Source organism: Gammaproteobacteria bacterium (assembly GCA_022450155.1).
Taxonomy (GTDB): Bacteria; Pseudomonadota; Gammaproteobacteria; order Arenicellales; family UBA868; genus REDSEA-S09-B13.
In genome coordinates this window covers 1-24,927 of record JAKUQR010000010.1, presented here as the reverse complement: position 1 = coordinate 24,927, position 24,927 = coordinate 1, and the positions used below count along the sequence as shown (strand labels likewise).

Sequence of the window (24,927 nt, the reverse complement as noted above, 5' to 3'; positions counted from 1 at the left end):
CTGCAGTAGATCGAATAAATCGATGGAGATCAAGACCCATGGCTGACGCTGACACCACTGAAGCGAAGAATTACGCTACCAGCGTTCCGATGCAAAATGTGCCCTTTTTCCTTAAAGGGTCGAACAATCTTGACTGGGGGATGAAAAATCGCCTGTCCCAGATTTTTAATCCGACCTCTGGTCGTACCGTCATGTTGGCCTTCGATCACGGGTACTTTCTCGGCCCGACCAGCGGTCTGGAGCGGATAGACCTCAATATTGTTCCTCTGATCGAATACGCCGACACGTTGATGTTGACCCGCGGAATTCTGCGCACAACGATCCCTCCGACCTACACCAGAGGTATCGTGTTGCGTGCCAGTGGTGGGCCGAGCATTTTGAAAGAGCTCTCGGACGAGGAGATAGCTGTCAGCATTGATGAAGCAATCCGACTTAATGTGGCAGCCATGGCAGTTCAAGTTTTTATAGGCGGTGAGCATGAGACCCGCTCGGTCCACAACATGACGCGGCTTGTCGATATGGGAAATCGTCATGGAATTGCAACTCTCGCTGTGACTGCAGTCGGCAAGGAGATGGTCCGGGACGCCCAGTACATGCGCCTGGCAACTAGAATGTGTGCGGAACTCGGTGCAACGTATGTCAAAACGTATTATGTTGAAGAGGACTTCGATACAGTTACCGCGTCATGTCCAGTGCCGATCGTCATCGCCGGCGGCAAGAAACTCCCCGAGCCCGACGCGTTGCAACTCGCCCACAATGCAGTACAACAAGGCGCAGCCGGCGTCGATATGGGTCGGAACATCTTTCAGTCAGAAGCGCCTGCTGCGATGATCCAGGCCGTTCGGGCTGTCGTCCACGAGAATCTCTCTCCAACGGACGCTTACGACCTCTATCTGACGCTCAAAGAGAATAACAAACAATCGGCCGAGAGTTGAAGCGAAACACCACGTGAGCATCGTGACTCTTTCGGTCTTTAAAGCTATCTGTACCACCTCACCCACGATCAGTGTCGGTATGGTTGCTGCCGACGCGGGAATGGAGTGACTGTGAAAAATCGTTGGTCCGATACTGACGCGACCGAATTCGTCGAGCGATACGGAGCAATTCGTGGCGAAGAATTTGCGCTACGCGTGTACACCAGCCGACTGATTGGTGCAGAGCCCTCTCTCGTGCTTCATGGTGGTGGGAATACATCTATTAAGGGGAACGTCCAGAACCTCTTTGGTGAGAATGTACCCGCTCTATTCATAAAAGCGTCAGGACACGACTTGGCATCCATGACGCCCGAAGACTACGTAGCTGTTGACCTGTCCTACTTAAAGCGTCTTTGCGGGATTGACAATCTTTCCGATGAGGAGATGGTGAGCGAACTTCGCACGCACCTGTTCGATCACCGTGCACCGACTCCATCGATTGAGACACCTGTCCACGCATTCCTTCCTGCCCGCGTCGTTGACCACACTCACGCTGATGCGATTCTTGCACTCACAAACCAGCCCCAGGGAGAGCAGCACGTCCGCGCGGCTCTAGGGAACGATATTATCGTCCTGCCGTATATTCGACCGGGATTTCAACTGGCCAAGCAGGTTGCCTCTGCGATCGCTGCTGCACCGGAGGCGCAGGCGATGGTGTGGATGCATCACGGTATCATCGTCTGCGGAGAGTCTCCACGCGAGAGCTACGAACGCATGATTGATCTCGTTTCCCGCGCCGAGACTTACCTGAACAAATCCGCCACTCTGAGCCTGCCGCGCGTACGACAGACTTCCATGGAGGTGGCCTACCAGCGCTTGTCTACAGTTGCTCCTTTGATCCGTGGGCGACTCGCTCGCACGACCGGTGACCCGGACCGCCCGTACCGACGAATGGTACTGCGCCCGCTGCTGACCCCGGACATTCTGGCTTTTCTCGATACCGAGGGAGCTCGCAGCCTCGCGCTCTCGCCACCGCTTACGAGTGATCACCTGATTCGGACGAAGATTCTACCCGCATGGGTGGACGAACCAGCTTATGACGACGAGACATTGCTCGTGAATCAGATCGACACCTCACTTAAGCGGTACGCCGAAGACTACCAGACCTACTTAGAGCGCCATGCTCATCGCATGCCTGACGGAGTGACACCATTCGGACCCTATCCGAGCATCGTGCTTTTTCCTGGGATGGGTGTGCTCTGCGCAGGTGAAGACGCCGGTCCGGCCGTAATCGTCCGCGATATCATGGCCCAGACGCTGGCCACCAAGGCTCTGATCGCTGCCATGGGCTCCCGCTATCAGGCCCCCGCAGAGGAGCACCTGTTCGATATGGAATACCGGTCACTGCAACACGCGAAACTTGCCCGCGACAACAGGCCGGCACTTACCGGCAGGATCACACTGGTGACGGGTGCGGCAGGCGCGATCGGTTCAGGCATTTCTGCCCGACTCCTTTCGGAGGGTGCACATGTGGCGGTCACGGACTTGCCTGGTGATTCACTTGACCAACTCGCAGAATCCCTCAGTCAGCAGTTCCCCGACCGGGTTCTTTCGCTTGGGCTCGACGTGGCTGACCCCGGTTCAGTTGTCGCCGGATTCGAACAAGTGAATCGAGCATGGGGAGGGGTGGATATCGTAGTGATCAACGCAGGATTGGCTCACGTTTCCCCACTGGAGACGATTGATTTCGAGAAGTTTCGAGACCTAGAGCGTGTTAATACAGACGGTACCCTGCTTCTCTTGCGAGAGGCGGCGAAAAACATGAATCTTCAGGGAACCGGGGGAGACATCGTTCTGATATCGACAAAAAACGTGTTTGCACCTGGGGCTGATTTTGGCGCTTACAGCGCCACTAAGGCAGCCGCCCACCAACTCGCTCGGGTCGCCAGTCAGGAGTTCGCAAGTCATGACATACGCGTGAACATGGTCGCACCTGATGCGGTTTTTTCACATGGGGAACGATCCTCTGGGCTATGGGCGGAGGTTGGGCCGGACCGCATGCGATCACGGGGACTCGACCCAGCGGGACTCGAAGCGTATTACCGTGATCGAAATCTCCTAAAGGCCCAAATTACCGCGGAGCACGTCGGCAGCGCCGTACTCTTTTTTCTGACGCGCGCTACTCCGACCACTGGTGTAACGCTACCTGTAGATGGTGGCCTGCCCGCGGCTACACCCCGCTAGTCACCCTTTGTTATCGGATTGATCGTGTTGTCGTTGTTAGGCAATGGGGTCCGACCGACTTCTGGTCAATGCCCAAAGATAGCGGAGATCAATGCGGGACAGGACTCTGGTCGAAATTCTCCATCGACTCGATTGCTTTTCGGCCACCGAGTTCGCTGATTCTGGCGCTCTGGTCGGAGAACGCGAGTTCATTCGCACGTTCGGGGTCAACCAGTGTGCACAGAGCCCGGTGACACGCCTGGACTTCCTGCTGGTAGGCAGCTTCTGGAGCGAGATCAGTGCTTTCATACGGGTCCTTTTCAAGGTCAAACAGCTGGGGTGGATATCCCGGGTAGCAAACATATTTAAACTGTTCTCGGCGAATCATGAACATGCCCGTAATCGAACCGCCATCGTGATACTCTGACAGCACCAGTCGGTTAGGAGTCTCGCCATCTATCAGGTCGAGCAGTGAGCATCCCGGTAGATCAAGGTCATCACGGGACAGCCCAAGCCCCGTGGCTTGGAGGATGGTAGGATGAAGATCAACCAGTGAGGCCTGGGTTGAGCGTACCTCACCTTTAGGTACACTGGGCCCGGACAGGATCAGCGGTATCCCGGCCGATTCCTCGTACATCACACACTTGGTCCACAGCCCGTGATTGCCAGCCATTTCTCCGTGATCACTGGTGTAAATGATGAGCGTGTTGTCGTATTGGCCGCTGTCGTGCAGTGCGTCGATGAGTGCTCCCACATGATCGTCTAGAAATGAACACAGACCAAGGTAGCTGGCCTTGGCGACTTGGCGGCTCTGGTCATCGAAAAAGTCATCATAGTTGAGGTAATGACGCATCGCCTGCAGGACAGGGTGCTCGCTGTGGTCGGTCGGGGTATTCAGGCGGGGTGGTTCGATCTGCGACGGCGGATAGAGATCAAAATAGCGTTGAGGCACGATCAGTGGGTAGTGTGGGCTGACAAAGGACGCATACAGCACCCATGGTTTTTCTGGATCTTTCGTTGCCTCGTGTCGAAGCCACTGACATGCGGCTGCTGAAATTTCCATGTCATATTGATTGTAGTCACACAGTCCAGGGCCAATTTCTTCAGCGAAATGTGCGGCAGCATCCCAGCTGCTTCCATTACGCCCCAGCAGGCCCCGGGCCCAGCCGATGCCGTCCTTGACGTGCAATGGCATGATTTCAGTATCAAAACCATTGTCGTCCCGGCTACTTCTATGGTGAAGTTTTCCAACAGACACCACCCGGTGTCCATTTTCAATCAGGCGGTGGCCCCACCCGGTAACTTGCCCGTGATAAGGCTGCGCATTAGACCAGCAACGGTTCTGGTGAACGTAGGTACCCGTTGCGATGCATGCTCTGGCCGGGACACAGATGGGAGACGGCGTGTAGGCGTGACTGAAGCGTGTGCCGCGGCGGGCAAGGCCATCAATGTTGGGGGTATGCATGTGATCGGCGCCGTAACAGCCCAGCGCCTCACGTGTATGCTCATCAGAAACGATGACAAGAACGTTCTGTCCAGTCATTCTAGCCGGCTTTAACAGGGTTTGATTTTAGCGCCGGGTTTAGGCTTCAGCCGACCAAGCAGCAATCGCTCGGGTTGCAACATCTACACCCCACTCCTGCAGAAAGTGGCCACCCTCAGCGACTTCATAAGGGTCCGGGCAGTTGCGGATGTTCTTCCGCAGGTAGTGCATAGTCTTCGGTGTCAGTACCGGGTCGCGCATGCCGATGGCCATGAATGTCTCGCCCGGCCATTCGTCTTCCAACCAGGATCTTGCCCGGCGGGAGAGTTCAGCGCCTTCGTCGTCCGGCTGTTCCGGCAGCAGTTCGGGGAAAGCGCGTACCCCTGCTTTGTATTCACTATCGGGAAACGGCGCATCGTAGGCCGCGACCTCATCGGCTTGCAGATGTGGACAGGCTCTGGAGAGCAGCCTGCCTGCAGACAGATCAGGGTTGTCGCGGCACCACTGGCGCCAGGCCAGAAACCCGTCGCCCAACGGCGCATCCCCTGTACCTAGAGCTGTGTTCATGACCAGCAGGCGGGAAAATCGATGGGGCGCTTCCATAGGCAAAGTCAGCCCGAGTATGCCGCCCCAGTCCTGGCAGACCAGAGTCAGTTCTGTCAGATCAAAACGCGACAGGAAAGCCAGCAGCATGTTGCGGTGAAAGTTAAAGGTGTAAACACTCTGATCAGCAGGTTTATCAGACCGTCCAAAACCGAAGAAATCCGGTGCGACCACTCGAGCGCCGCTTTCAAGAAAGGCCGGGATCATGTGACGGTAAAGGTAGAGCCAGGTGGGTTGGCCGTGAAGACACAAGTAGGTCTGCTCCGCATCCTTGGGGCCAAGGTCAATATAATGACAGCGAAGACCTTCGTAACCGATCAGATCTTCTACATAGTGCGGGTCGAAATCATAACCCGGAAGGTTCTGAAATCGGTCGTCCGGGGTGCGCAAAACACGGTCCATGAAAAATCTCCAGGAGATGGGTTGTGCTGGGACACGAAGCAGTTGATTTGCCTACAATAGCATCCCTGTCCGTACAGGTGTGAGTGCGGCGTTTTGCAGAATCATTTCAGCTCAAATTATGGAATCGACAGAGCATCAACAGAACAGCGGATTAGAAATTCGATCCAGCTTTATGGGCGTGCCGTTTTCCAGCGATGCATCAGAAAGCAGGGCAGCTGTGTTAGGTGTGCCATTTGACTGTGGCATACATCCAACCCGCATTGGCGCAAGGCTTGGCCCAGCAGCCATCCGCGAACAATCCGCGTTGGTGCGGCCCTACCAGCCGCCACAGTGGGATTTTGATCCCCTGAAGCGACTCAACGTGGTCGACTGCGGCGATGTGGCCTGTACACCCGGTGTGATAACGCCGTCACTGGACAGTATCGAGCAGGCGGTAGCCACTGTCGTGTCGGCAGGCGCGGTGCCCGTGACCATGGGTGGTGACGGTCTGGTCACGTTGCCGCAGCTCCGGGCCCTGCATCGCCGGTATTCCGATCTGGTAGTGCTTCACATCGATGCACATACCGACACTTATCCTGGCGACGGTGAATATGAACATCAGCGTTATAACACGGCCACCACCTTTACCCGGGCTGCTGAGGAAGGGTTGATCGACACCCGGCAGTCCTTTCACATTGGCGCTCGCGGTACCGTAACCGTTCCCGGTGTTTTTGAGCACACCCGCGAGATGGGCTATCGTTTGATTGACGGCGCGGCGCTCTATGCACGCGGGTTTGGCTCGGTGCTGAGCGAGGTCCACAAAATTCTGGCCGACAAGCCTGTATATCTTTGTTTTGACATGGATTTTTTCGATCCATCCTGTGCACCCGGTGTGTGTACACCAACCTTCGGCGGTGCGACTGCACAGCAAGGACTGCAGCTGATCACTGGACTGCAGGGGTTGAATCTGGTCGCAGTCGATGTGAACACCGTCAGTCCGCCGCACGACATAGGGGGTATGACGGCGTTTCTGGCGGCAACCGTGATGGTGCAGTGCCTGGCGCTTTTGTGCGATTTGTCGACAGGCCGCTGACTGAATTATGTGCCAGGTGATCGAGCAGTTTACGCCAGCATGGTCAGCGCCGCGGGCACAGTCTCCACAGTGACTGACGCAGCGTCGGTTGATTCTCCATCGATCTCGAATCCGGGATTGTTGGTAATAGGTTCAATTACAACCGTTCGGCCCTGTCGGTAGTGCACGTAGCTGGCGGAAAGATGGTTTCCCAGGTAGAGCCGGCACAGTCGCAGCGGCAGTCGCCAGCGCGACATGGGTTCCACGGCAACAACTTCGCATAGACCGTTGTCCAGACTGGCGCGGGGTGAGATATGCATGCCCTGGCCAAAGTGACTCCCCTTGGTGATGGCCAGCAGATACAGCGGACCCTCAAACCAGGGTGTGTTGTCAACAACTACCCGGCAGTCGACGGCTTCGAAACTGATAAACGCCTTTAAGGTGGTACGCAGATACACCGCAGATCCCTTGACTGCTAACCCAGCCAGGCGACGACTGACCCACCCAGACACACCGGTAGAGAAGGTATTGATTGCGTAGCGCACCTCACCGTTCCCCCCCGTGATACGAAGGACATCGACTTTTCTGGGTACTGCAGTGCAGATCTGGTGGAGTGCTTGTAGCGGATCTCCTGACAACCGCAGGATCCTGGCGTAGTCTGATCCAGTACCTGCCGGAATGAGCCCTAACGCGACCTGTTTCGTGTATCCGTTCTTCAGTACGTGGTTGGCAGCCAAGTGCAGGCTGCCGTCACCACCAATGACCACCAGACGGCGGACATTTTCGGTCAGTGTTTCATTGAGTTTCTGCAAGGCCTCAGCGGGATTCCGGCTCTTGATCAATCGAGTGTTGCCCAGCTCAGGCAAGTGCGCCAGCAGCATTGACCAGGTTTCTTGTCCGCGGCCATTGCCGGCAAGCGGATTGATCAGAAAAACTGTGTCTGCCAGGTCAGCGGCAGATATGTCAGTTCGGGGTTTGTTTTGCAGCGCGGTCACAACACCGATTCTGACATGGGGCCCAGCCTGCCTCGTTCGCCGGGATTACCAGGGCAGGGGTGAACCGTCCCAGGAAAAAAATCGGCCGCTGTCCACGATCGATACATCGTCGATCAGTTGACGCAGTCCGGCTGCACTCGTCGGGGTTGAAATATCGGCGCTTGAGCCACCCATGTCTGTGCGTACCCAGCCCGGGTGTACTGACAGGACGGTAATGCCACGGGAGCGAAGATCATGGGCCAGGTTGACGGTCACCATATTCAGTGCGGTTTTACTGCTGCGGTAGATATAGTGGCCGCCCGATGCATATTGCTCGATACTGCCCATAGCGCTCGAGACGTTGACTATCAGACGCCGTTCACTGTTCTCGACTTGGTCTGCCAGTGCCGTGCTGACCCGGTAGGGGCCCAACGTGTTGACGTTAAGCACCCGCGCCCATTGCTCATAGTCGATGTCACCGAAGGATTGCCGTTCACCGCCATAAATACCTGCATTGTTGATCAAGAGATCAATCGAATGTTCTGACAGTGCAAGCCCCAGGTTCTCGACTGAATCTGGATTGCCGACGTCAAGTTGATGAATGCTCAGCGCTGAGTTTGATGCCAGACTTGCTAGTTGCGTTGCCAATTCGGGTTCGCGGCAGCAGCTGTGCACCTGCCAGCCATCGGTCAGATACTGGGACACAAGCTCCAGCCCGATCCCGCGGTTGGCACCGGTAACGACAACAGAGAGTCGTTTGTTTGTCATGGCCTACCAGGGCACCGTTTCACCGTTGTAGCGCAAAAAAGTGCCCGTCTGTTCAGGACCGAGCGTATCGATGATGGCGCGCATCGCGCTCACGCTTTCATGCGGGGTGAGATCCGCATCGGGCCCCGACATGTCCGTTGCAACAAAGCCCGGGGTGAAACAGACAACGGTGATGCCCCGTTGTTTAAGGTCTGCTGCCAATCCTTTAGTGATCAGATTCAAGCCTGCCTTACTGGTGTTGTACGGATAATCACCGATGCCGTTTTCTAGGGTAAGACTGCCGTTACCACTGGATATATTGACGATAAGCTTTCGCTTGCTCGCTGCCACCTGCTGCACAAAGCTCTCACACATGGCCATGGTGCCGAACATGTGGACCCGGAACTCCTCCATCCATCGTGCATCATCACAGCGGCCGTAGTGCTCATCTTTTCCGAGCCAGAAACCGGCGTTGTTGATGAGCAGGTCTATCGGTTCCTGGGCGAGTTCAGTGTTAACGGAAAGAATCTGGTCGTGCTTGGCAACATCGAGTTGGTGGCAGATGATCTGTTCGTGTTGGAGTTCTTCGATGGCGGAACGTTGGTGCAGATTGCGGACACCGGCGTGCACCGTCCAGCCAGCGTATGCGTACTGGCGCGCAAATTCACGGCCAAGACCACGACTCGCACCGGTAATGAGTACACTGGGCAAAGTTGATTTTCGACTGGGAGTCGGGGTTGTATCAGGTGATGACAGGCATGTCACCGGGAGCACGATGGGTGAGCCAATCAGCGCCGTCGGCTGTGATCACGATGTTCTCTTCATGGACGAGCTGACGGCCGGGTGCAAACGACATCCCGGGTTCCAGTGTAATCACTGCTCCTGGCTCGAGCACAGTGTGGTCGGTCTGCTTGATCGATGGCCATTCGGTCAGTTGCATGCCAAGGCCATGCCCCATGCGTCCAACGTTGTTGCCCAGTGCACCCCCCGCTTCCAAGATCTCCCACATCGCAGCCCAGACTTCCGCCATCGTAATGCCGGGCCTAGCTGCTGAAAAACCCGCATCCGTCGCGCGGTAAACCGTTTCATGGGCACGGCGGGTATCGTCGGCAATATGGCCAAAGGCAAAATTTCGATCGAAATCGCAAAAGTAGCCATCAAAGGTGGTGCCGGTATCGATGATCAGAACGTCGCCGTCTTCGAGCAAGCGATCCGTCGGGCCCATGATGATGTTGTCGTATCCGCCCTGACCGGAGCCGGCAATCAGATACGGCGTGCTGTCGGCGCCCCGCCCCAGCAGGTTCATCCGCATCCGACGGCTGATCTCGCGTTCCGACTCGCCGAGTGCGGCAATCGCCGGCAGTGCTTCGAATTCGTCCGAAGTGATCTCACAGGCAAATCGAATCTTTTCAATTTCAAGGTCCGACTTGACGAAGCGCAGTCGGAGCATCAGCGGTGCACAATCGACCATTTCGAGTGACACGCTGTCCGCCAGCACCCGGCTGTCGCGAACCGGCATCCGGAGCACGCTTTCCTGGCCGAGTGGGAGACCGAGTCGGCCGAAACGGGTCGGCAGGGCATTGACGGTCGCAGCCAGCAGCGAGATACCGTCGTCTTCGGGTGTGGGCGATGGCCAAGTCTTGACCTCGTCAATCCAGGTGGCAGCCATGCCGGCTTCTCCGATCGTTGGGATCACCGCAATCGGCTTTCCGTCGGCGGGTACGATCAGAAACCAAGGTCGGGTAGGGCTTTCGAAAAACTGTGTTTGAAAACCAGTGAAATAACGAATCTCAGGTTCCGTTGTCACGAGCAGTGCGTCCAGTTGAGCATCGTGCATCACCTGCTGAGCAGAGCTTGTACGGGTTTCGAACTCAATGGTCGGGAAGCCGCGGGTTGGCATGGGGTGATTCGACACGATTTACTCGACTAAAGCAGGTCGTCGGCAGCCGTACCCACCAACTGGCGGTAAACGGCAGGGTCGGTCGCACCTTCTGTCCCAAACACCAGCGCGGTGCTGTGTTCATTCAGATCGAGTGTCTGGCACAGGTCCGTGTCGGCACAGGCCGCGATGCAGCCGGCGAGCCCCGCGACTGCAGCTTCGCCGGCCACGATTCTAGGATCATCACCAGTGCCTTGCGCAAGCTGTTTCATCAGTGGACCCACTGCATCGTCTTCGATGGTTAGAAAATGGTCAGCGCCTGCTTCGAGGATATCCCAACCCAGCAGCGACACTTCTCCACAGGAGAGGCCGCCCATAACGCTCTCCCGTGTGACCGAAATATTGACCATCGCTCCGGCCACGGCACTCTGAAACAGGCAGTCCGCCGGCACCGGCTCAACTACAATAAATCGGGGTCGCCGGGATTCGTATCGGTGCCACAGGTCAGTGCAGACGGCCCCGGCCAGTCCACCACATCCACCCTGAACAAACACATGGGTCGGTGTGGTGGCTGGTGGCAACTGGTCCATCGCTTCACTGCTCATGACGGTATACCCGGCCATGATTGCCCTTGGGATTTCAGTGTAGCCACTCCAGGCAGTATCAGAGACGAGCAGCCAGTCGTTCTCTGCTGCAACCTGTGCTGCCTGGCGCGCAGATTCTCCGTAATCCCCCGGCACACGCACCACCTCGGCACCGAACGCCTCGACTGCGCTCTGGCGGCCGGGGCTTACTTCTGCGTGCATGTAGATTACGCATTTGCAGCCGACGTTTCCGGCGCCCCAGGCGACCGATCGTCCATGGTTACCATCCGTTGCGGTGACCACAGTGATTTCGGCGGCGGCTTCGCTCAACTGTCCCGTCATCAAAGCATCAATATCAGTCGGTGTACTGCTGCGCACGGAAATTTCTTGGGCCACACAATGCAGTACTCCGTAAGCGCCGCCCAGTGCCTTGAAGCTGCCCAACCCAAACCGGGTTGCTTCATCCTTGTAGAGAAGTTGCCCGATGCCGATTTCATGTGCCAGGGCAGGGAGGGGGTGCAATGGCGTAGGCGCGTAGTTTGACCATGATGTGATCGACGCTCGTGCGCGTGAGCAGGTTTGGTCATCCAGCGCTGAATCCACCCTTGTCGGCCGGGGTTGTCCCCGCAGAGCGTTAGGGTTGCAGTAGTGTGCAGTTATTTCAGCCCTGAGCGTTTTAGCGAGTAACCTTTCTTTCGTCATTGAACAACCTCAAGAAGTCACTAATGCTTTTGGGAATAGTCGATCTAGAACAGTGGTAAACCAGCTACCAATCAAAGGATCGTGTCGTGGCGCCAGCTTTTGTTGTTCCGTCCTGCTCTGAGTGCCGGGTTGATTCCAGGGGGCCCAATCTGCCTCATGCCAGCGTTTAAGAAGTATGGTGGAAGTCACCTCGGGATGGAACTGTAGTCCATAGGCGTTACCACCGTAACAGAACGCCTGGTTTGGGAAAAGTTCTCCACGGGCGAGTAGCGTTGCCCCATCGGGGACTTCGAACCCCCGGCTATGGTTCTGTAAGACGTTAAAGTCCTGCGGCACGAATGGCTTTTCCGAATCGTTGGGCTGAATGGTGTAGTAACCGAATTCCTGCAGGCCATCATCCCGGGGTGCGACCTGCGCACCCAGCACATGGGCCAGGAGTTGACCACCCAGGCACAACCCAAGCACCGGTACATCAGCTTTCAGACACTGCTCTATCCACTGGGCCTCGCTGTACAGATAAGGTGATTGTTCGATCTGATCGATTTGGGCACCGCCACCTGTAACAACCACGCCAGCAATTTCTGGATCTATATCCGGCAAAAGCTCCCCTTTGAACGGTTGGAACCAGGCGATCGCAAACCCCCGGTCGGCAAGATATCTAGATGCCCTGTCATCCCGAGGTTCGGATTCATGCTCTATGAAGACAATGCGCTGACCCATCTGTAGGTCGATCCTGGATCAGGTTCAGTGTGCGGGCAACTGGTACAGCGAGCCATATCCGTTGATGGGTTCACTCACTCCCGCGAGCCTCAAGGCGTGCCAGATCAAGGCATGGTTAGACGAGGTTACCGGCTTGCCGAGTTGAGACTCGATATCGTGTACGGTGTCAGTGAGCCTGAGACTGGTACAGGAGAGAAAAACGGTCTCGACCTCGGTGTGGCTTCCGATCTTCATAATGGCATCCCGAATGCTGTCAGCGCTGATACGAGATGCTCGATTGTCATCGGTCTGGTTGAACGACCCGAAAACCGGGACTTTAAGACCGTTGTCAATGAAGTATCGCCGGACAATCCGATTGATGTCCTCACTGTAAGGGGTGACCACGCCAATGCGGCGGCTCCTGAAAGCGCGGAAAGCGGCGAAGGCTGCGGTAATCGGGGTTGTCGGTCGTGCCTCGGGCCGTCCTTTCTTGATGAGTTCGAAGACACGGTCTTCACCGAGCACCATCGATGCGGACGTACAGCCGTAGGCCAGTACATCCAGCTCTACACCCGGGAGAATGACTGACGCCTGGCCAGCAATATCGCCGGCCATGGCCCGCAGAGAGTGTGTCGTGATCTTGGGAGAGTTGGGAATACGTGTCTGGTAGACAGCAACGCCGGGCATCGTGACGACCTGGCGGAATTCATGTTCCACCGTGTGGTCAGAAGCCAGAACAACAAGCCCAATACGCGCTCTACTGGCGATGCCCTCGTCAAGCACGCAGGGCATCGAAAGGATGTCGACACTGTCGTTCAAAAGATACTGCTAAGTCGTTATTCCTGCTGTGACAGACGATTCAGTCTACAGCCGCTATCACCGCAATCTCAACCGTAAAATCAGGTGACGCCAGTTTGGCTTCTACACAGGCGCGCGCTGGCGTATTACCGGGACTGACCCAGGCGTCCCAGACCGCATTCATCTCATTGAAGGTCGACATGTCACTGATCCAGATGGTGGCGGAAATTAGTTTTGACTTGTCCGTCCCGGCTTCGGCCAACAGTGCATCGATCTGGTCCAGTACTGCGTGGGTCTGGTCAGTGACCGAAGCACCTGCTGCAGTTCTGGCAACCTGGCCTGCGGTGTAGACTGTGTTGCCATGTACGACCGTCTGACTCATTCGTTCGCCGGTCTCAATTCTGCGGATACTCATGGGTGATTTCTCCTGATTGCCATTTCAGCTGCCCCAGCACGGGCGCCGCAGGTATTCTAGCGCCGACAGCCAGTTGGAGGTTCAGTAAATAACGGTTAGTCTTTGCACTCCGGGACGGTACTGCGCTAACCTTCACCTGTGTGCGTTCCAGACCTGACCGATGAAAAATCTATTGAACACGTCACAGGCTGCAGCCTGTAGGGAAGACCTTCTGGCACTGCGGATCTATTCTTCTCGACTGATCGGACAGGACCTGGACCTTAAACAGCAATTAAATCCAAGTTGGGACACAGGATGTCGTGGCGGTGGTCTGTGCCATGGCCGGTCCGAATTTCAACCGGGCCACGAGCGCTCAGGTCCCCGTGGATAGCGGTACTGAGTGGATCGTCTGATCCGGAGTTATGTTGCCTCAGTTGACCCATAAGACCGACCCAAAAGGCTTCAGCTATTTCGAGCAGCTTTTGGCACCGGCCAATATCACGCTCAATGGCGCCAATAGCTCGGATATCAAGGTCAGTAACGAACGCCTGTTCCGGCGGGTCCTGCGGGATGGAACCCTGGGCTTGGGTGAGGCCTACATGGACGGCTGGTGGGACTGTGAACAACTGGACGAATTGGTCTGCCGCACTCTGCGTTCGGGACTCCATCATTCGATTCGCAACAATTGGCGGTTTGTTGTTTTTTCCATTTTTTGCAGGTTGTTCAACCTGCAGAGTGTGCAACGGGCATTTATGGTGGGGGAAAAACACTACGATATAGGCAACGACGTTTTTGAAGCCATGCTCGATACCCACATGAACTACAGCTGCGGTTACTGGGCATCTGCACGGAACCTGGGTGAGGCCCAGGAACACAAGATGGAGATGATCTGCCGCAAGCTCCAGCTCGAACCCGGTATGCGGGTGCTCGATGTTGGCTGTGGATGGGGTGGTTTATCGTGGTGGATGGCGGAACGTCACGGTGTTGAAGTCACTGGGATCACCGTGTCCAAGGAACAGGCAGAGCTGGCACAGAACCGCTGCCGTGATCTACCCGTGACCATTGAACTGATTGACTACCGGTCATTGAGCGGTTGCTATGATCGGATAGTCTCGGTGGGCATGTTCGAGCATGTGGGTCAAAAGAACTACCGAACCTATTTCAGGGTGTTGCGCAGCCTGTTGGCGGAGGGTGGGATATTTCTACTGCATACGATCGGCGCCGGCGACAGTCACTATGCGTATGACCGTTGGACACAGAAGTATATTTTCCCCAACAGTGTACTGCCCCTGCCCCGGGGTATCGTCAACAACTGTGACGGTCTGTTTATCATCGAAGACTGGCACAATATTGGCGCGGATTACGATCCTACACTGATGGCCTGGTACAGAAATTTCAATGATGCGTGGCCTGAGCTCAAGAGCCGTTACAGTGACCGGTTCAAGCGAATGTTCGACTACTACCTGCTCACCAGCGCCGGCAGTTTCAGGGCGCGAGATAATCAGCTCTGGCAGGTGGTCTTGTCAGCCGGTGGTATAGAAGGTGGCTATCTTGCAGATCGGTGGCTGACAGCAGGGCTAAATCCCTGAACCCGGGCGGATTCAGTGGGCAGTGACCGGATCGATCGGCAACCCGGATGTTAGATCAACTGCTTCCTCAAAAAGCAGTGCCGCCGACAGCAAAGGTCCCTCATTAAGCGGTGCTGCGGCAATCTGCAGGCCGACCGGTAGGCCAGCCGAAGTAAATCCGCAGGGGATCGACACTGCTGGTGCACCGATAACCGTGATGGCATAGGCGATTGAGCACCACTCAATGTAGTTTGAAAACTCGTGTTCGCCCAGGCGTTCGACGTAGCGCTGCTCAACTGGGAACGGAGGGACAATCGTGGCCGGTGAAATCAGCAGATCGTAGTCCTGGAAGAAAACTTGCGCCCTGGCATAGATCGCAGCCCGTGCGCTCATAGCGCGGGCGATCTCCTCACCAGTGAGCGAGAGACCTTTCTCTACGTTCCAGACGATCTCAGGTTTAAGCACAGAGCGCTGTTTGTCCAGCTGACTGCCATGGCGTGCCGCAAACCCGAGCGCGCGAAAAGTGTGGAATACGTGCTGCAGGTCGGAAAAATCCGGATGGTTTTCTTCGACAGTCGCCCCCATGTCCTCGAATCGTTGGGCAGCACGGCGGCAAATACTGGCGATCTCCGGGTCCACCGGTGTGACCCCTAGATCAGGTGAAAAGGCGACCCGTTTGGGCACGGTTCGCGCTTCAGCCATGGCCTCAAAGCGCTGCTCAGGGCGAGTGACGGACAGCGGGTCTCGGGGGTCACGTCCGGCCATCACATCGAGCAGCATGGCAACGTCGCCGACGGTTCGGGCCATGGGTCCTTCCACGCTGAGCCGATAAAACGCCATGTCGCCCGGGTTGGTCGGGATTCGGCCAATGCTGGGTCTAAATCCCACGATGCCGCAGAAGCTGGCAGGGTTTCGCAGCGACCCGCCCAGATCTGAACCACTGGCAAGCCACGCCATCCCCGTCGCCAGCGCGACAGCCGAACCTCCGGAGGAACCGGCACAGGACAGCGCTGTATTCCACGGATTCCGGGTAACGCCAAAAACATCATTAAACGTATTGGCACCGGCACCGAATTCGGGGGTGTTTGACTTGGCGTAGACCACAGCCCCTGAGGATTCCAGGCGTTCTACCAGCAGATCGGAGGTGTCGGGTATGTGGTGTTCATAGAGCATCGATCCCCAGGTGGTGCGAACGCCAGCGACTGGCAGCAGATCTTTGATCGCAATGGGCATACCTTGCAGTGCAGAGCTTTGATAGTCCCGAGTGGCTGCATTCTTTCGAGCCCGGTCGAAGCACAGTGTCGGCAGGGCGTTGACGATGGGATTGATTTTCGCGATCCGTGCCTCGAGCGCATCGAGCAGTTCAGCGCTGCTGACTGCTTTGTTTTTGAGCTGCGCCCGTATGTCTCGGGCGCTGGATCTGATCAGTTCTTCACTCATGGGTTACGTGACCTCTATCTTAAGGGCGCCGAAAGATCCGTAGTCCGCGACGAGCTGTTGACCCGGCGTGGCGTTATAGATATTCGTCAGAACGCCCGTGGTCACAATGTCACCGGCAATCAGAACGTCACCTTGTGCGTTCAGATGGTTGGCCAACCAGGCCAGGACACCAAAAGGGCCGCTGTCAACGTTCATGGCATGTCCCTGCTCGACACGTTGACCGTTCGCCAAAAGGGTCACCTCGGTACTGTTGACGCTTTCCGGTGACCAGTCAGACACCGGATCACCGAGAATCAATTCACGATGTACGCCGTTATCAGCCACCGCTGAAAATGCCCCCATCTTTGGCCAGGTAGAGAAGCGGCTTTCAACAAGCTCGACCGATGGCATTACTTCTGAGGTCAGGTCGGCGACGCGTCTGGCAGTCCAGGGGTCTCCCGGAGTCAGGTCTTGGCCGACCCGTACCGCAATTTCCGGCTCAATCCCGACCATGTGATAGTCACTGTGGTTGATTATTGCCGGCGCGTGTTTGATGTCGTTTTCAAAACAACGTCCTGAGAAGCAACTGTCTATGCCCAGCATGCTGCGTGCGCTGGCGTTGGTGCAGCCGACTTTATATCCCTGGACCGGGCCCTGGTTCGGGATCAATAGTTCGCACAGTGTGAACTGAACAGCATAGGCCTGGTCGAGACTGACCGGTATGATATTGTCAGGCAGGGCTGCCAGGCTCTGCCCGGGTAGGCGTGCATCATAGATCAGTCTTGCAGCGGGAAGGGGGTCATACACTGGTGAGTTCTCCTCGGATAAGCAGCACGGTATACAACTTGAAAGCACGCTGCAAGGCCCCGGTGCTGGGTTCCGAAAGAGTGATCATCAATCTGGTGAAGCAGAACACATCGCTATATAGTTGGCTCAGATTGAGAGTTTTGGGTTTTTAAATCACTGGACCAGTCAGTGACTGTACGGGAGATCAACAGATGGAAAACACGGTCGTCAGTTCGTGGAATGATTTCGATCCATTAAAACACGCTATTGTGGGGCGTGCAGATTTTACCTGTATCCCCCCGACTGAACCGGCAACGGAAGCGAAAATTCCCGAAGACAGTGACATGCGGGGGATGTGGGGGCCGCGGCCCCAGCAGACCGTGGAGCGTGCGAATGTCCAGCTCAATACCCTCGCTGCACTGCTGGAGTCTCGAGGTGTCCGGGTCGATCGTCCGCAACCGCTTCAGTGGAACCAGGCTGTCATGACGCCGGATTTTTCGACAGGTTCCTCCTTTGGCTGTATGCCACCGCGTGATGTGCTGCTGACCGTTGGTAAGGAAATTCTTTCGGCACCGATGTCATTTCGCTGCCGATTCTGGGAATACCTGGCCTACCACAGTCTGATGCAGAAATATTTCGACGAAGATACGGAATTTCGCTGGGAGCAGGCGCCACGACCCCGGTTGGCTGATGAGGCTTATAAAGCAGGATATTTTGAGGAAATTACCATTGAAGAACGGCTCGAGCGTACCGCGAACCTTGATTTCGTGACCACCGAACACGAACCGCTGTTTGATGCCGCCGATGTGCTGAGAATTGGCAAAGACCTGTTCTGCCAGCACGGGCTGACCACCAACCGGCGGGGAATGCAGTGGCTGCAGCGACATTATCCGGCACACCGGGTTCATACAGTGAATTTTCCTGGTGACCCCTACCCGATTCATATCGACGCGACTTTCGTACCGCTAAGGCCGGGTTTGGTGATGAATAATCCCAACAGGAAACTGCCGGAAAAGCAGCGAAAGATCTTTGAAGCCAATGACTGGGAGATTATCGACGCCGCACAACCGGCCCACGACTCACCGCCGCCACTGTGCTATTCCAGCGTCTGGTTGTCCATGAATGTCCTGATACTTGATCACAACACAGTGATTGTCGAGGCCAGCGAAGTGAACCAGATTGAGCAGCTCGATGCCCTGGGATTCAATGTGCTGCCGGTGGAATTTCGCGATGCGTATCCGTTCGGCGGTGGCCTGCACTGCGCCACGGGGGATGTATTGCGAGAGGGCAACTGTGAAGATTACTTTCCTAAGCAGGTGCCTGGAACACAGATCTAGTCGGCATCATCGCTGCTGCCTTTGGAATGTTGCAATGGGGATATAAGGGCACCTGGCTGGTTGGCAGATATCTAAGGAAGACGTGTGGCGCTGAGGTGACGGGTGCTTCGGTCCTCATACATCATGAGCAGAGCACGTGCTGCGACTGCACTGAGTACGATCAATCCTCCGATCAAAGCAATTCGCGTCGGTTGTTCTCCAAACACCAGCCATACCCAGATGGGTCCCAGAGTAAATTCGATCAAAGTGATCAGCATAATTTCGGCGCCTGTGATGTAACGAGAGCCGAGAGTGAAGAAATAATGAACTATTGTGACGATGACTGCACCCCACAAAAAGAAGAGCGAGAGATCATGCAGAGATACCCTAAAGTCGAATTCACACCCGACCAGCCCGATCAACCCGCCGATGATCGCACCCATGACACTGGCTGGAAGCATGTTTCTGTCTTTGCCGACACGCAGGAAGATCACAAAGGTCGAAAAAAAGAATGCGCACAGTAGAGCCAGCAGGTTCCCGAAGATCGAGCCAGACAGAATACCGTCGCTCACCATGATACTGATCCCAATCATCGCGACGATAATGGCAACCATCGTTGGGCGCGAGATGTGTTCCTTAAGAAATATTCGTGCCAAGACGGCGGTGATCAGTGGCGACGCGCTAATCGTAAATAAGGCACTGGCGACGGTCGTATGACTGAGCGCCATGATGAAGGTTGGATTTGCAAGCCCGAGTGATATGGCGGCGCCAATCCCAGCCCACCCAACCTGACGAAACATCCCTGGTAGCCTCGAACGGTATTGGAGTATCAGGACCAGCAGCAGCCCAGCAATAAAGAAAGCCTGTCGGTAAAAGATGATCTGCCAGTCACTGGCGGAGTCAAAGCTCCTGATTACGAGGCCGTTGACAGATATCAGCACACAGCTGCCGGCGATCATCGGTATGGCCCACCGTTCGGCAACTGGGCGGTGCGGGGATGCTGTTGGCATCAGGCAGTCGGGTTTAGGTGCAGGCGATGATTCTCAGGTGCTCGCGACTGCTGGAATATCGTCCTGAGGAGCGATTGACAGGTCTAGAACCGTCCAGCATTGTAGTCGGCTACAGCCTGTTCAATTTCATGCCGGGTATTCATGACGAATGGGCCATAGCGTGCTATGGGTTCGTTTAAGGGCTTCGCTGCGACCAGAAGAAACCGCGCACCGGCATCACCTGCTGTAACACAGACCGCGGCGCCGTTACTCAATGTGCCAAGCTGGGTAGCACTCAGCAATGCCGGCGTGTTCTCGCCATCTGGCAGGGTGAGCTCGCCATCGATGACAAATATGAAAGCCGTATGCCCATTTGGCATTGGCTCTGTCAGGGTGCAGTCAGCGGGCAGGGTCACATCCAGGTAGACCGGGTCCGTCGCGACGCCTTGTACTGGTCCGATCGTCTGGGCGCTGGTGGCGCCGGTAATGACCCGCAATGTGGTGCCGTTGTCGCGAATTTCTGTGGGGATCTCACTGGCGGGGTACTCGTGATAGGCGGGCGGACACATTTTCTCGGTCGCAGGCAAGTTAACCCAGAGCTGGAAACCGGCCAGCCGCCCATGTTCCTGTTCCGGCATTTCAGAATGGATGATGCCTCGGCCTGCAGTCATCCACTGGATCCCACCAGTCTCAATGATTCCGCCATGGCCTGCGTTATCCTCGTGCCTGACTTTTCCAGCCAAAAGGTAGGTGACTGTTTCAAACCCCCGATGGGGATGAGACGGAAATCCGGCGATGTAGTCGTTGGGATTATCGGACTCAAAAAAGTCCAATAGCAAAAAGGGGTCAATCTGATCTAATTCAGCGGAACCGATATATCGTCGCAGGCGCACCCCGGCACCGTCGGCCGTGGCTTGTCCTGAAATGATACGGCTGATTTGTCTATTGCCCACGCTGATGATCTTGGGGGTTGGTGGTGTGGTCTGATTCGCTGTGCGGGGGATCTTGGGTCAGCGCTATATCTCTGGGCGACATGAACAAGGACAAGGTAAAAATGGGTAACCCATTTTCCAGATAGCCCGTTATGCTATCGGTGTTCGGCATCGGTCTGTGGAGAAAGGGTAACCCAGGAATTTGTTCTAACACTGGATTGCAGGCGTCCGGTGTGCTGGCGAATATGATAGTTTACCGTCAGGGCCAACCCCTGGTGGTATTGAAGGAGAATAACGTGCTGAGCCCCGAAGTAGTGACATGCCCAGACTATCTGCTGCAAAAGGCAAGGAATTGTCCTCCGGTTAAGACAGCGATTGTGGGAACAGGTGCTCGGGTCGTTTTAGAGAGCGTACGTGCGTCGGTTGATGCCGGGATCATTGATCCTGTACTGATTGGTGAACCGGGCATTCTTGCACAAATAGGCGATGAAATCGGTTTCGATATCAACCACCACGAGATCATCTCCACACCTGACGAGAAGGCCATGGGGGAGGCTGGTGCGTCATTGGCGCGCGCCAACGAAGTCCATATGGTTATGAAAGGCCATATTCACACGGATAACTTTATGCGACCCCTGATCAGCCGCCGGACCGGACCGAGGTGTCGACGACGACTCTCCCATGTTTTTCACATGACCGTGCTGGGCAGCGACCGTGTACTTATGATCACCGACGGCGCTGTCAATGTGGCACCTGATGTCAGGGCGAGAATCTCAATCATTCAGAATGCAGTCGACCTCAGCCACGCACTGGGGAACGGCAGACCCAAGGTGGCTCTATTGGCAGCGTCAGAAGAGATTAGCTCCGCCATGTCGGTAACCGTGGATTGCCAGGAAATCACAAAGCGATGTGCCGATCTGGAGATGGCTGCTGACGTTTATGGCCCACTGGCATTTGACAACGTCGTGTCTGAAAAGGCGGCGCGTCTCAAAGGTATCTCACATGTCGTAGCCGGTGCGGCAGATATTATTGTTGTGCCGACAATCGAAGCAGGAAACGCACTGTTTAAAATGATGGTGTACTTCATGGGCGCCTGCGCGGCAGGCATCGTGCTGGGTGCCGATGTGCCTATTCTTCTGACCAGTCGGGCCGATCCGCCTGCTGCGCGACTCGCCAGTGCGGCATTGGGGGCAGTGGTCGCCAGCAAAACTGCCTGAGCAACAAAGCCGGGTTCAAAGCAAAGGTTTTTGAGTTTCGGCAGATTCGAAATAATGACCAGTAGCCGGGATCGCTTTAATAGACCAGTGGTTGGCAGCGAAAGACCAGAATTCTTCAACATCCCCTAGGTCATGCTGGGGTATCTTCTGCCCAAGAAACCGCCATGCGGCGACTAGAGAATGCAACGCTTTGTCTACGTCGACGGGGCGGTCGTGATCGTGCTTGCTGAGTTTTCTGCCGCTAGAGTCCACTACCAGGGGCAGATGGGCATAGCGGGGAGTGGAGTAACCAAGAAGGTGCTGGAGGTGTATCTGACGGGGTGTTGAGGCCAGCAGGTCTGCACCTCGAACAACGTCGGTGATGCCGTCCAAATGGTCGTCGACCACAACCGCTATCTGGTAAGCCGCATACCCGTCTGCGCGCTTGACCACAAAATCACCCACGTCGTGAAGCAGGTCCTGCAGCAGGTCTCCGGCAATGCGGTCGTTGAACCGTATCGGTGCCGAACCGGCCTTGATCCGGACCGTACGATAGGAACCGGGGGGCAGCTGATTGTGCCGGCAGGTGCCGGGATAAACCGGTCCAGCTGTACCTCGTATCCCGGCTGAGAGCACATCCTGGCGGGTGCAGCGACATCCAAATGCATGATCTTCAGCGAGCAGTTGTTCGATGATTTCCAGATACAGGTCCTTCCGTGCGCTTTGCCGTACCGGTGCTTGCGTCCATTGGAAACCGAACGATTCGAGCTGCCGAAGTATGGTCTGAGTCATCCCAGCTATGCTGCGGGTCTGGTCGACATCATCGATTCGAACCAGCCAGGTCCCGTCACAGTGCAGTGCATCAGCAAAACTGCCGACAGCCGCGACCAGAGAACCAAAGTGAAGGGGCCCCGTTGGTGAAGGGGCGAACCGACCGACGTAGTCGATAGTTCGGGTCGAGGGGGTATTGGACACGGAACTCAATAGAGCTGTTCGATCCACCAGGGCTGTCCTGCTAAAGCGCGGCGCAGAGGTGTATCCACCTTTCCCGGGGCCAGTGTAATGTACCGCTTTGCCTCTGCCGCAGATGTGCCTTCGAGGCTGCGCAAGTGAGCTGTAGCCGCGGCAACCGAAAATTTGACTCCCAGGACAGACTCGAAATTGGATACACCGTCGGTCCAGACCGCACCAGCATAGTCAGATTTAACCAGCCAGTTCCGGACGCTGGCCAGCGTGGCTGCCGAACATGACCGGGCTGCCCCGGAATCACGTTCGATGAAACCGATCTTCTGGTCTGATGTGCGTTCCCGCGCAGCGAGGTCCTGCACTACCGCTTCAATCGTATTGCGCCGGCTACTGATTATGCAGCTTGGACAGGACTGACCCTGTTCGTGATCGATCACCAGGGCAAGCCCGCGGCGTCTCTTGGCCGAAACGAGTGAAAACTCCAGTGGTAGCCGGGGTCCGGCATAGAGCGTCCATTGACCCTCGACGCGAGGTGCCAGGTCGTCAAGATCCCAGATCAGTGAGCCAAAACCAATTACAGCAAAACCTGCCATGGTTCAATGTCCTCCAGCCACGTGCCGATGCCAGGTGCAGATCATACAAGACATCATGGTGATCAATTTCCACAGATGCTTTTGCGATCTACGAACTCGATACTGGCATAGACCGTTACCGGACGGTCTGCATCTTCAAGCGTTCACGCTACAATCGCAGATCAAGTAGAGGTATTTACGATGACCAGATCGTTTGCAATTCAGTTCGAGGATCTGCCCCAGGAGCTGTCACTTTTTCCGTTGACTGGTGCACTGCTGCTGCCGAACGGACAGCTCCCGTTGAATATTTTCGAACCTCGCTATCTGAATATGGTGATGGATGCACTGGCCGGTGCGCGTCTGATCGGCATGGTCCAGCCCCTACCTGGTGCGGACACTGAACAGCCGGAACTACACCGAACTGGATGTGCCGGCCGAATTATCAGTTTCAGTGAGACGCGCGACGGTCGCTTGCTGATTGTGCTTGGCGGGGTCTGTCGGTTTGATATCCGCAGTGAACTTGAAGTCAGGCACGGCTATCGAAGCGCACACGTGTGCTGGGAACGTTTTGCCCATGACACCGTACTTGAGGATATTCAACTCGAAAAAAAGCTGCTCCTGGATTCGGTAAAGGTCTATCTCGAGCATCAGAACTTAAGTGTTGAATGGAAGTCTCTTGAAGTGCTTGAAATGCACGAGTTGGTCGACACACTGGCCTGCAGTCTGCCTTTTTCGCCGCGTGAGAAGCAGGGCTTGCTCGAAGCTGCCGTAGTCGAGGATCGATACCATCTGGTGAAGGCACTGTGCGAGTTTGGAGCCGGATTCTCTGGAGACACGGGTACTCAGGCACACTGAGCCGGCGGGATCAACTCTGCACTTGTATCAGGATCCGCCCATGCTCGATCTTGACAGAAAAAATCTCAAGGTCGATCTCTGCAGGATCATCCACAGCCTTGCCGTCAAGCAGACAGAATCTACTGCCGTGCAGTGGGCAACGAACAAAAACACCATTGAGTGCGCCACCCGAGAGAGATGCGTCTTCATGGGTACAGGTATCGGCAACAGCAACGATTGTCCCCTCGACATTGGAAAGTAGTACAGGCTCGCGGCCGATGTCCAGTCTTTTCATGTCGCCCGGCTCAAGATCGGTGTCAGCACCCACATCCAGCCAGACGGTGGTCATGGACAGAGTATCGCTTGTCCGCTCATCTGGAAAAGTCCGATTTCGCGTGCAAGTTTGTTTCAGTGTCGGTATCGGGGTTACAGTCGTCGGGGTTGTACCAGGCAAGATCTGAGTGCAAACCGACAACATGGCCTATGACAAGCAGAGTGGGTGGTTTGATGTCGCCGCTGCTTACTGTACCAGGCAGGGTCGCCAGTGTGCCTGTAATGACTTTCTGGTTCCGTGTTGTACCCTGTTGAATTAATGCAGCCGGTAAATCTCCATCCGCGCCATGCTTGATCATCTCGCTGCACAGTGTCTCAAGACCGGTCAGACTCATATAGACGACCACTGTCTGGCCAGGCTGGCAAAGCGCAGACCAGTTGAGATCGAGCTGACCATCTTTTAGATGGCCAGTTACAAAAACACACGATTGCGCGTAGTCACGGTGGGTAAGTGGTATACCGGCATAGGCGGCACAACCCGATGCAGCGGTTATATCGGGTATGACCTGGAAGGGGATTTTTTCACGCACCAGGTCCGCAATCTCTTCACCACCCCGACCGAA

Annotated in this window: 26 protein-coding genes; 8 read left to right on the top strand and 18 right to left on the bottom strand. The window is 55.9% G+C overall.

Annotation, left to right across the window (positions count from 1 at the left end):
• Nucleotides 1-38 precede the first annotated feature (38 nt).
• Together lsrF and MK323_07385 are read left to right on the top strand one after the other, a co-directional pair.
• Nucleotides 39-935, top strand: a complete 897-nt coding sequence (gene lsrF, locus MK323_07390; protein ID MCH2481984.1) for a 3-hydroxy-5-phosphonooxypentane-2,4-dione thiolase — start codon at nt 39-41, stop codon at nt 933-935.
• A 111-nt stretch (nt 936-1,046) separates the two neighbouring features.
• The gene (locus MK323_07385) at nt 1,047-3,158 is read left to right on the top strand and encodes a bifunctional aldolase/short-chain dehydrogenase (protein ID MCH2481983.1); all 2,112 of its coding nucleotides are present in this window, start codon (nt 1,047-1,049) and stop codon (nt 3,156-3,158) included.
• A gap of 88 nt (nt 3,159-3,246) precedes the next feature.
• Here the strand turns inward: MK323_07385 and MK323_07380 are convergent, their stop codons facing one another.
• Nucleotides 3,247-4,680, bottom strand: a complete 1,434-nt coding sequence (locus tag MK323_07380) for a sulfatase-like hydrolase/transferase (protein MCH2481982.1) — start codon at nt 4,678-4,680, stop codon at nt 3,247-3,249.
• A gap of 39 nt (nt 4,681-4,719) precedes the next feature.
• Nucleotides 4,720-5,625: a haloalkane dehalogenase gene (locus MK323_07375; GenBank protein MCH2481981.1), complete on the bottom strand. Its 906-nt coding sequence runs from the start codon at nt 5,623-5,625 to the stop codon at nt 4,720-4,722.
• A 118-nt stretch (nt 5,626-5,743) separates the two neighbouring features.
• Between MK323_07375 and MK323_07370 the strand changes: the two genes are divergently transcribed.
• On the top strand, nt 5,744-6,697 hold the full coding sequence (locus MK323_07370; GenBank protein MCH2481980.1) for an arginase family protein: 954 nt from the start codon (nt 5,744-5,746) through the stop codon (nt 6,695-6,697).
• Nucleotides 6,698-6,726: 29 nt separating this feature from the next.
• On the opposite strand, the gene MK323_07365 is transcribed toward MK323_07370, so the two are convergent.
• Genes MK323_07365 through MK323_07330 form a run of 8 tightly spaced genes read right to left on the bottom strand, consistent with a single transcriptional unit; the run spans nt 6,727 to nt 13,474 of the window.
• Entirely contained in the window at nt 6,727-7,671 is a 945-nt protein-coding gene (locus MK323_07365) for a hypothetical protein (protein MCH2481979.1), read from the bottom strand.
• A gap of 45 nt (nt 7,672-7,716) precedes the next feature.
• Complete coding sequence (locus MK323_07360; GenBank protein ID MCH2481978.1) at nt 7,717-8,418, bottom strand: SDR family oxidoreductase; 702 nt, start codon at nt 8,416-8,418, stop codon at nt 7,717-7,719.
• A 3-nt stretch (nt 8,419-8,421) separates the two neighbouring features.
• The gene (locus tag MK323_07355) at nt 8,422-9,108 is read right to left on the bottom strand and encodes an SDR family oxidoreductase (GenBank protein MCH2481977.1); all 687 of its coding nucleotides are present in this window, start codon (nt 9,106-9,108) and stop codon (nt 8,422-8,424) included.
• Nucleotides 9,109-9,139: 31 nt separating this feature from the next.
• Nucleotides 9,140-10,312 (bottom strand): Xaa-Pro peptidase family protein, encoded by a 1,173-nt coding sequence (locus tag MK323_07350; GenBank protein ID MCH2481976.1) that lies wholly within the window; start codon nt 10,310-10,312, stop codon nt 9,140-9,142.
• An 11-nt stretch (nt 10,313-10,323) separates the two neighbouring features.
• On the bottom strand, nt 10,324-11,562 hold the full coding sequence (locus tag MK323_07345; GenBank protein ID MCH2481975.1) for a diaminopropionate ammonia-lyase: 1,239 nt from the start codon (nt 11,560-11,562) through the stop codon (nt 10,324-10,326).
• Nucleotides 11,563-11,571: 9 nt separating this feature from the next.
• On the bottom strand, nt 11,572-12,282 hold the full coding sequence (locus MK323_07340) for a glutamine amidotransferase (protein ID MCH2481974.1): 711 nt from the start codon (nt 12,280-12,282) through the stop codon (nt 11,572-11,574).
• A gap of 24 nt (nt 12,283-12,306) precedes the next feature.
• Complete coding sequence (locus MK323_07335; GenBank protein MCH2481973.1) at nt 12,307-13,080, bottom strand: Asp/Glu racemase; 774 nt, start codon at nt 13,078-13,080, stop codon at nt 12,307-12,309.
• A 40-nt stretch (nt 13,081-13,120) separates the two neighbouring features.
• Nucleotides 13,121-13,474 (bottom strand): RidA family protein, encoded by a 354-nt coding sequence (locus MK323_07330; GenBank protein ID MCH2481972.1) that lies wholly within the window; start codon nt 13,472-13,474, stop codon nt 13,121-13,123.
• A gap of 160 nt (nt 13,475-13,634) precedes the next feature.
• Here MK323_07330 and MK323_07325 point away from each other — a divergent pair, with 160 nt between their 5' ends.
• Both MK323_07325 and cfa read left to right on the top strand, forming a co-directional pair.
• Nucleotides 13,635-13,844, top strand: coding sequence for a hypothetical protein (locus MK323_07325; protein MCH2481971.1), 210 nt, complete (start codon nt 13,635-13,637; stop codon nt 13,842-13,844).
• 43 nt (nt 13,845-13,887) lie between these two features.
• Complete coding sequence (gene cfa / locus MK323_07320; GenBank protein MCH2481970.1) at nt 13,888-15,042, top strand: cyclopropane fatty acyl phospholipid synthase; 1,155 nt, start codon at nt 13,888-13,890, stop codon at nt 15,040-15,042.
• A gap of 12 nt (nt 15,043-15,054) precedes the next feature.
• Here cfa and MK323_07315 read toward each other — a convergent pair whose 3' ends face one another.
• On the bottom strand, nt 15,055-16,461 hold the full coding sequence (locus MK323_07315) for an amidase family protein (protein MCH2481969.1): 1,407 nt from the start codon (nt 16,459-16,461) through the stop codon (nt 15,055-15,057).
• A gap of 3 nt (nt 16,462-16,464) precedes the next feature.
• Nucleotides 16,465-17,247 carry a hypothetical protein gene (locus MK323_07310; GenBank protein MCH2481968.1) on the bottom strand — a complete coding sequence of 261 codons (783 nt, stop codon included), beginning with the start codon at nt 17,245-17,247 and terminating at the stop codon, nt 16,465-16,467.
• A gap of 191 nt (nt 17,248-17,438) precedes the next feature.
• On the opposite strand from MK323_07310, the gene MK323_07305 reads away from it, so the two are divergent.
• Nucleotides 17,439-18,563: a serine/threonine protein kinase gene (locus MK323_07305; protein ID MCH2481967.1), complete on the top strand. Its 1,125-nt coding sequence runs from the start codon at nt 17,439-17,441 to the stop codon at nt 18,561-18,563.
• 71 nt (nt 18,564-18,634) lie between these two features.
• On the opposite strand, the gene MK323_07300 is transcribed toward MK323_07305, so the two are convergent.
• Together MK323_07300 and MK323_07295 are read right to left on the bottom strand one after the other, a co-directional pair.
• Entirely contained in the window at nt 18,635-19,552 is a 918-nt protein-coding gene (locus MK323_07300; protein MCH2481966.1) for a DMT family transporter, read from the bottom strand.
• An 83-nt stretch (nt 19,553-19,635) separates the two neighbouring features.
• Nucleotides 19,636-20,484 carry a pirin family protein gene (locus tag MK323_07295; protein MCH2481965.1) on the bottom strand — a complete coding sequence of 283 codons (849 nt, stop codon included), beginning with the start codon at nt 20,482-20,484 and terminating at the stop codon, nt 19,636-19,638.
• A 275-nt stretch (nt 20,485-20,759) separates the two neighbouring features.
• Between MK323_07295 and MK323_07290 the strand changes: the two genes are divergently transcribed.
• Nucleotides 20,760-21,680, top strand: coding sequence for a bifunctional enoyl-CoA hydratase/phosphate acetyltransferase (locus MK323_07290; GenBank protein MCH2481964.1), 921 nt, complete (start codon nt 20,760-20,762; stop codon nt 21,678-21,680).
• Between the two features lie 15 nt (nt 21,681-21,695).
• Here the strand turns inward: MK323_07290 and gluQRS are convergent, their stop codons facing one another.
• Nucleotides 21,696-22,661 (bottom strand): tRNA glutamyl-Q(34) synthetase GluQRS, encoded by a 966-nt coding sequence (gene gluQRS, locus MK323_07285; GenBank protein MCH2481963.1) that lies wholly within the window; start codon nt 22,659-22,661, stop codon nt 21,696-21,698.
• Nucleotides 22,640-23,218: a hypothetical protein gene (locus MK323_07280; protein MCH2481962.1), complete on the bottom strand. Its 579-nt coding sequence runs from the start codon at nt 23,216-23,218 to the stop codon at nt 22,640-22,642. Before MK323_07280 ends, gluQRS begins: the two co-directional genes overlap by 22 nt.
• Nucleotides 23,219-23,398: 180 nt before the next feature.
• On the opposite strand from MK323_07280, the gene MK323_07275 reads away from it, so the two are divergent.
• Complete coding sequence (locus MK323_07275; protein MCH2481961.1) at nt 23,399-24,052, top strand: LON peptidase substrate-binding domain-containing protein; 654 nt, start codon at nt 23,399-23,401, stop codon at nt 24,050-24,052.
• A 10-nt stretch (nt 24,053-24,062) separates the two neighbouring features.
• On the opposite strand, the gene MK323_07270 is transcribed toward MK323_07275, so the two are convergent.
• Both MK323_07270 and MK323_07265 read right to left on the bottom strand, forming a co-directional pair.
• Nucleotides 24,063-24,380 (bottom strand): non-heme iron oxygenase ferredoxin subunit, encoded by a 318-nt coding sequence (locus MK323_07270; GenBank protein MCH2481960.1) that lies wholly within the window; start codon nt 24,378-24,380, stop codon nt 24,063-24,065.
• 22 nt (nt 24,381-24,402) lie between these two features.
• A partial coding sequence (locus tag MK323_07265; protein ID MCH2481959.1) for an SAM-dependent methyltransferase occupies nt 24,403-24,927 on the bottom strand: 525 nt, incomplete at its 5' end.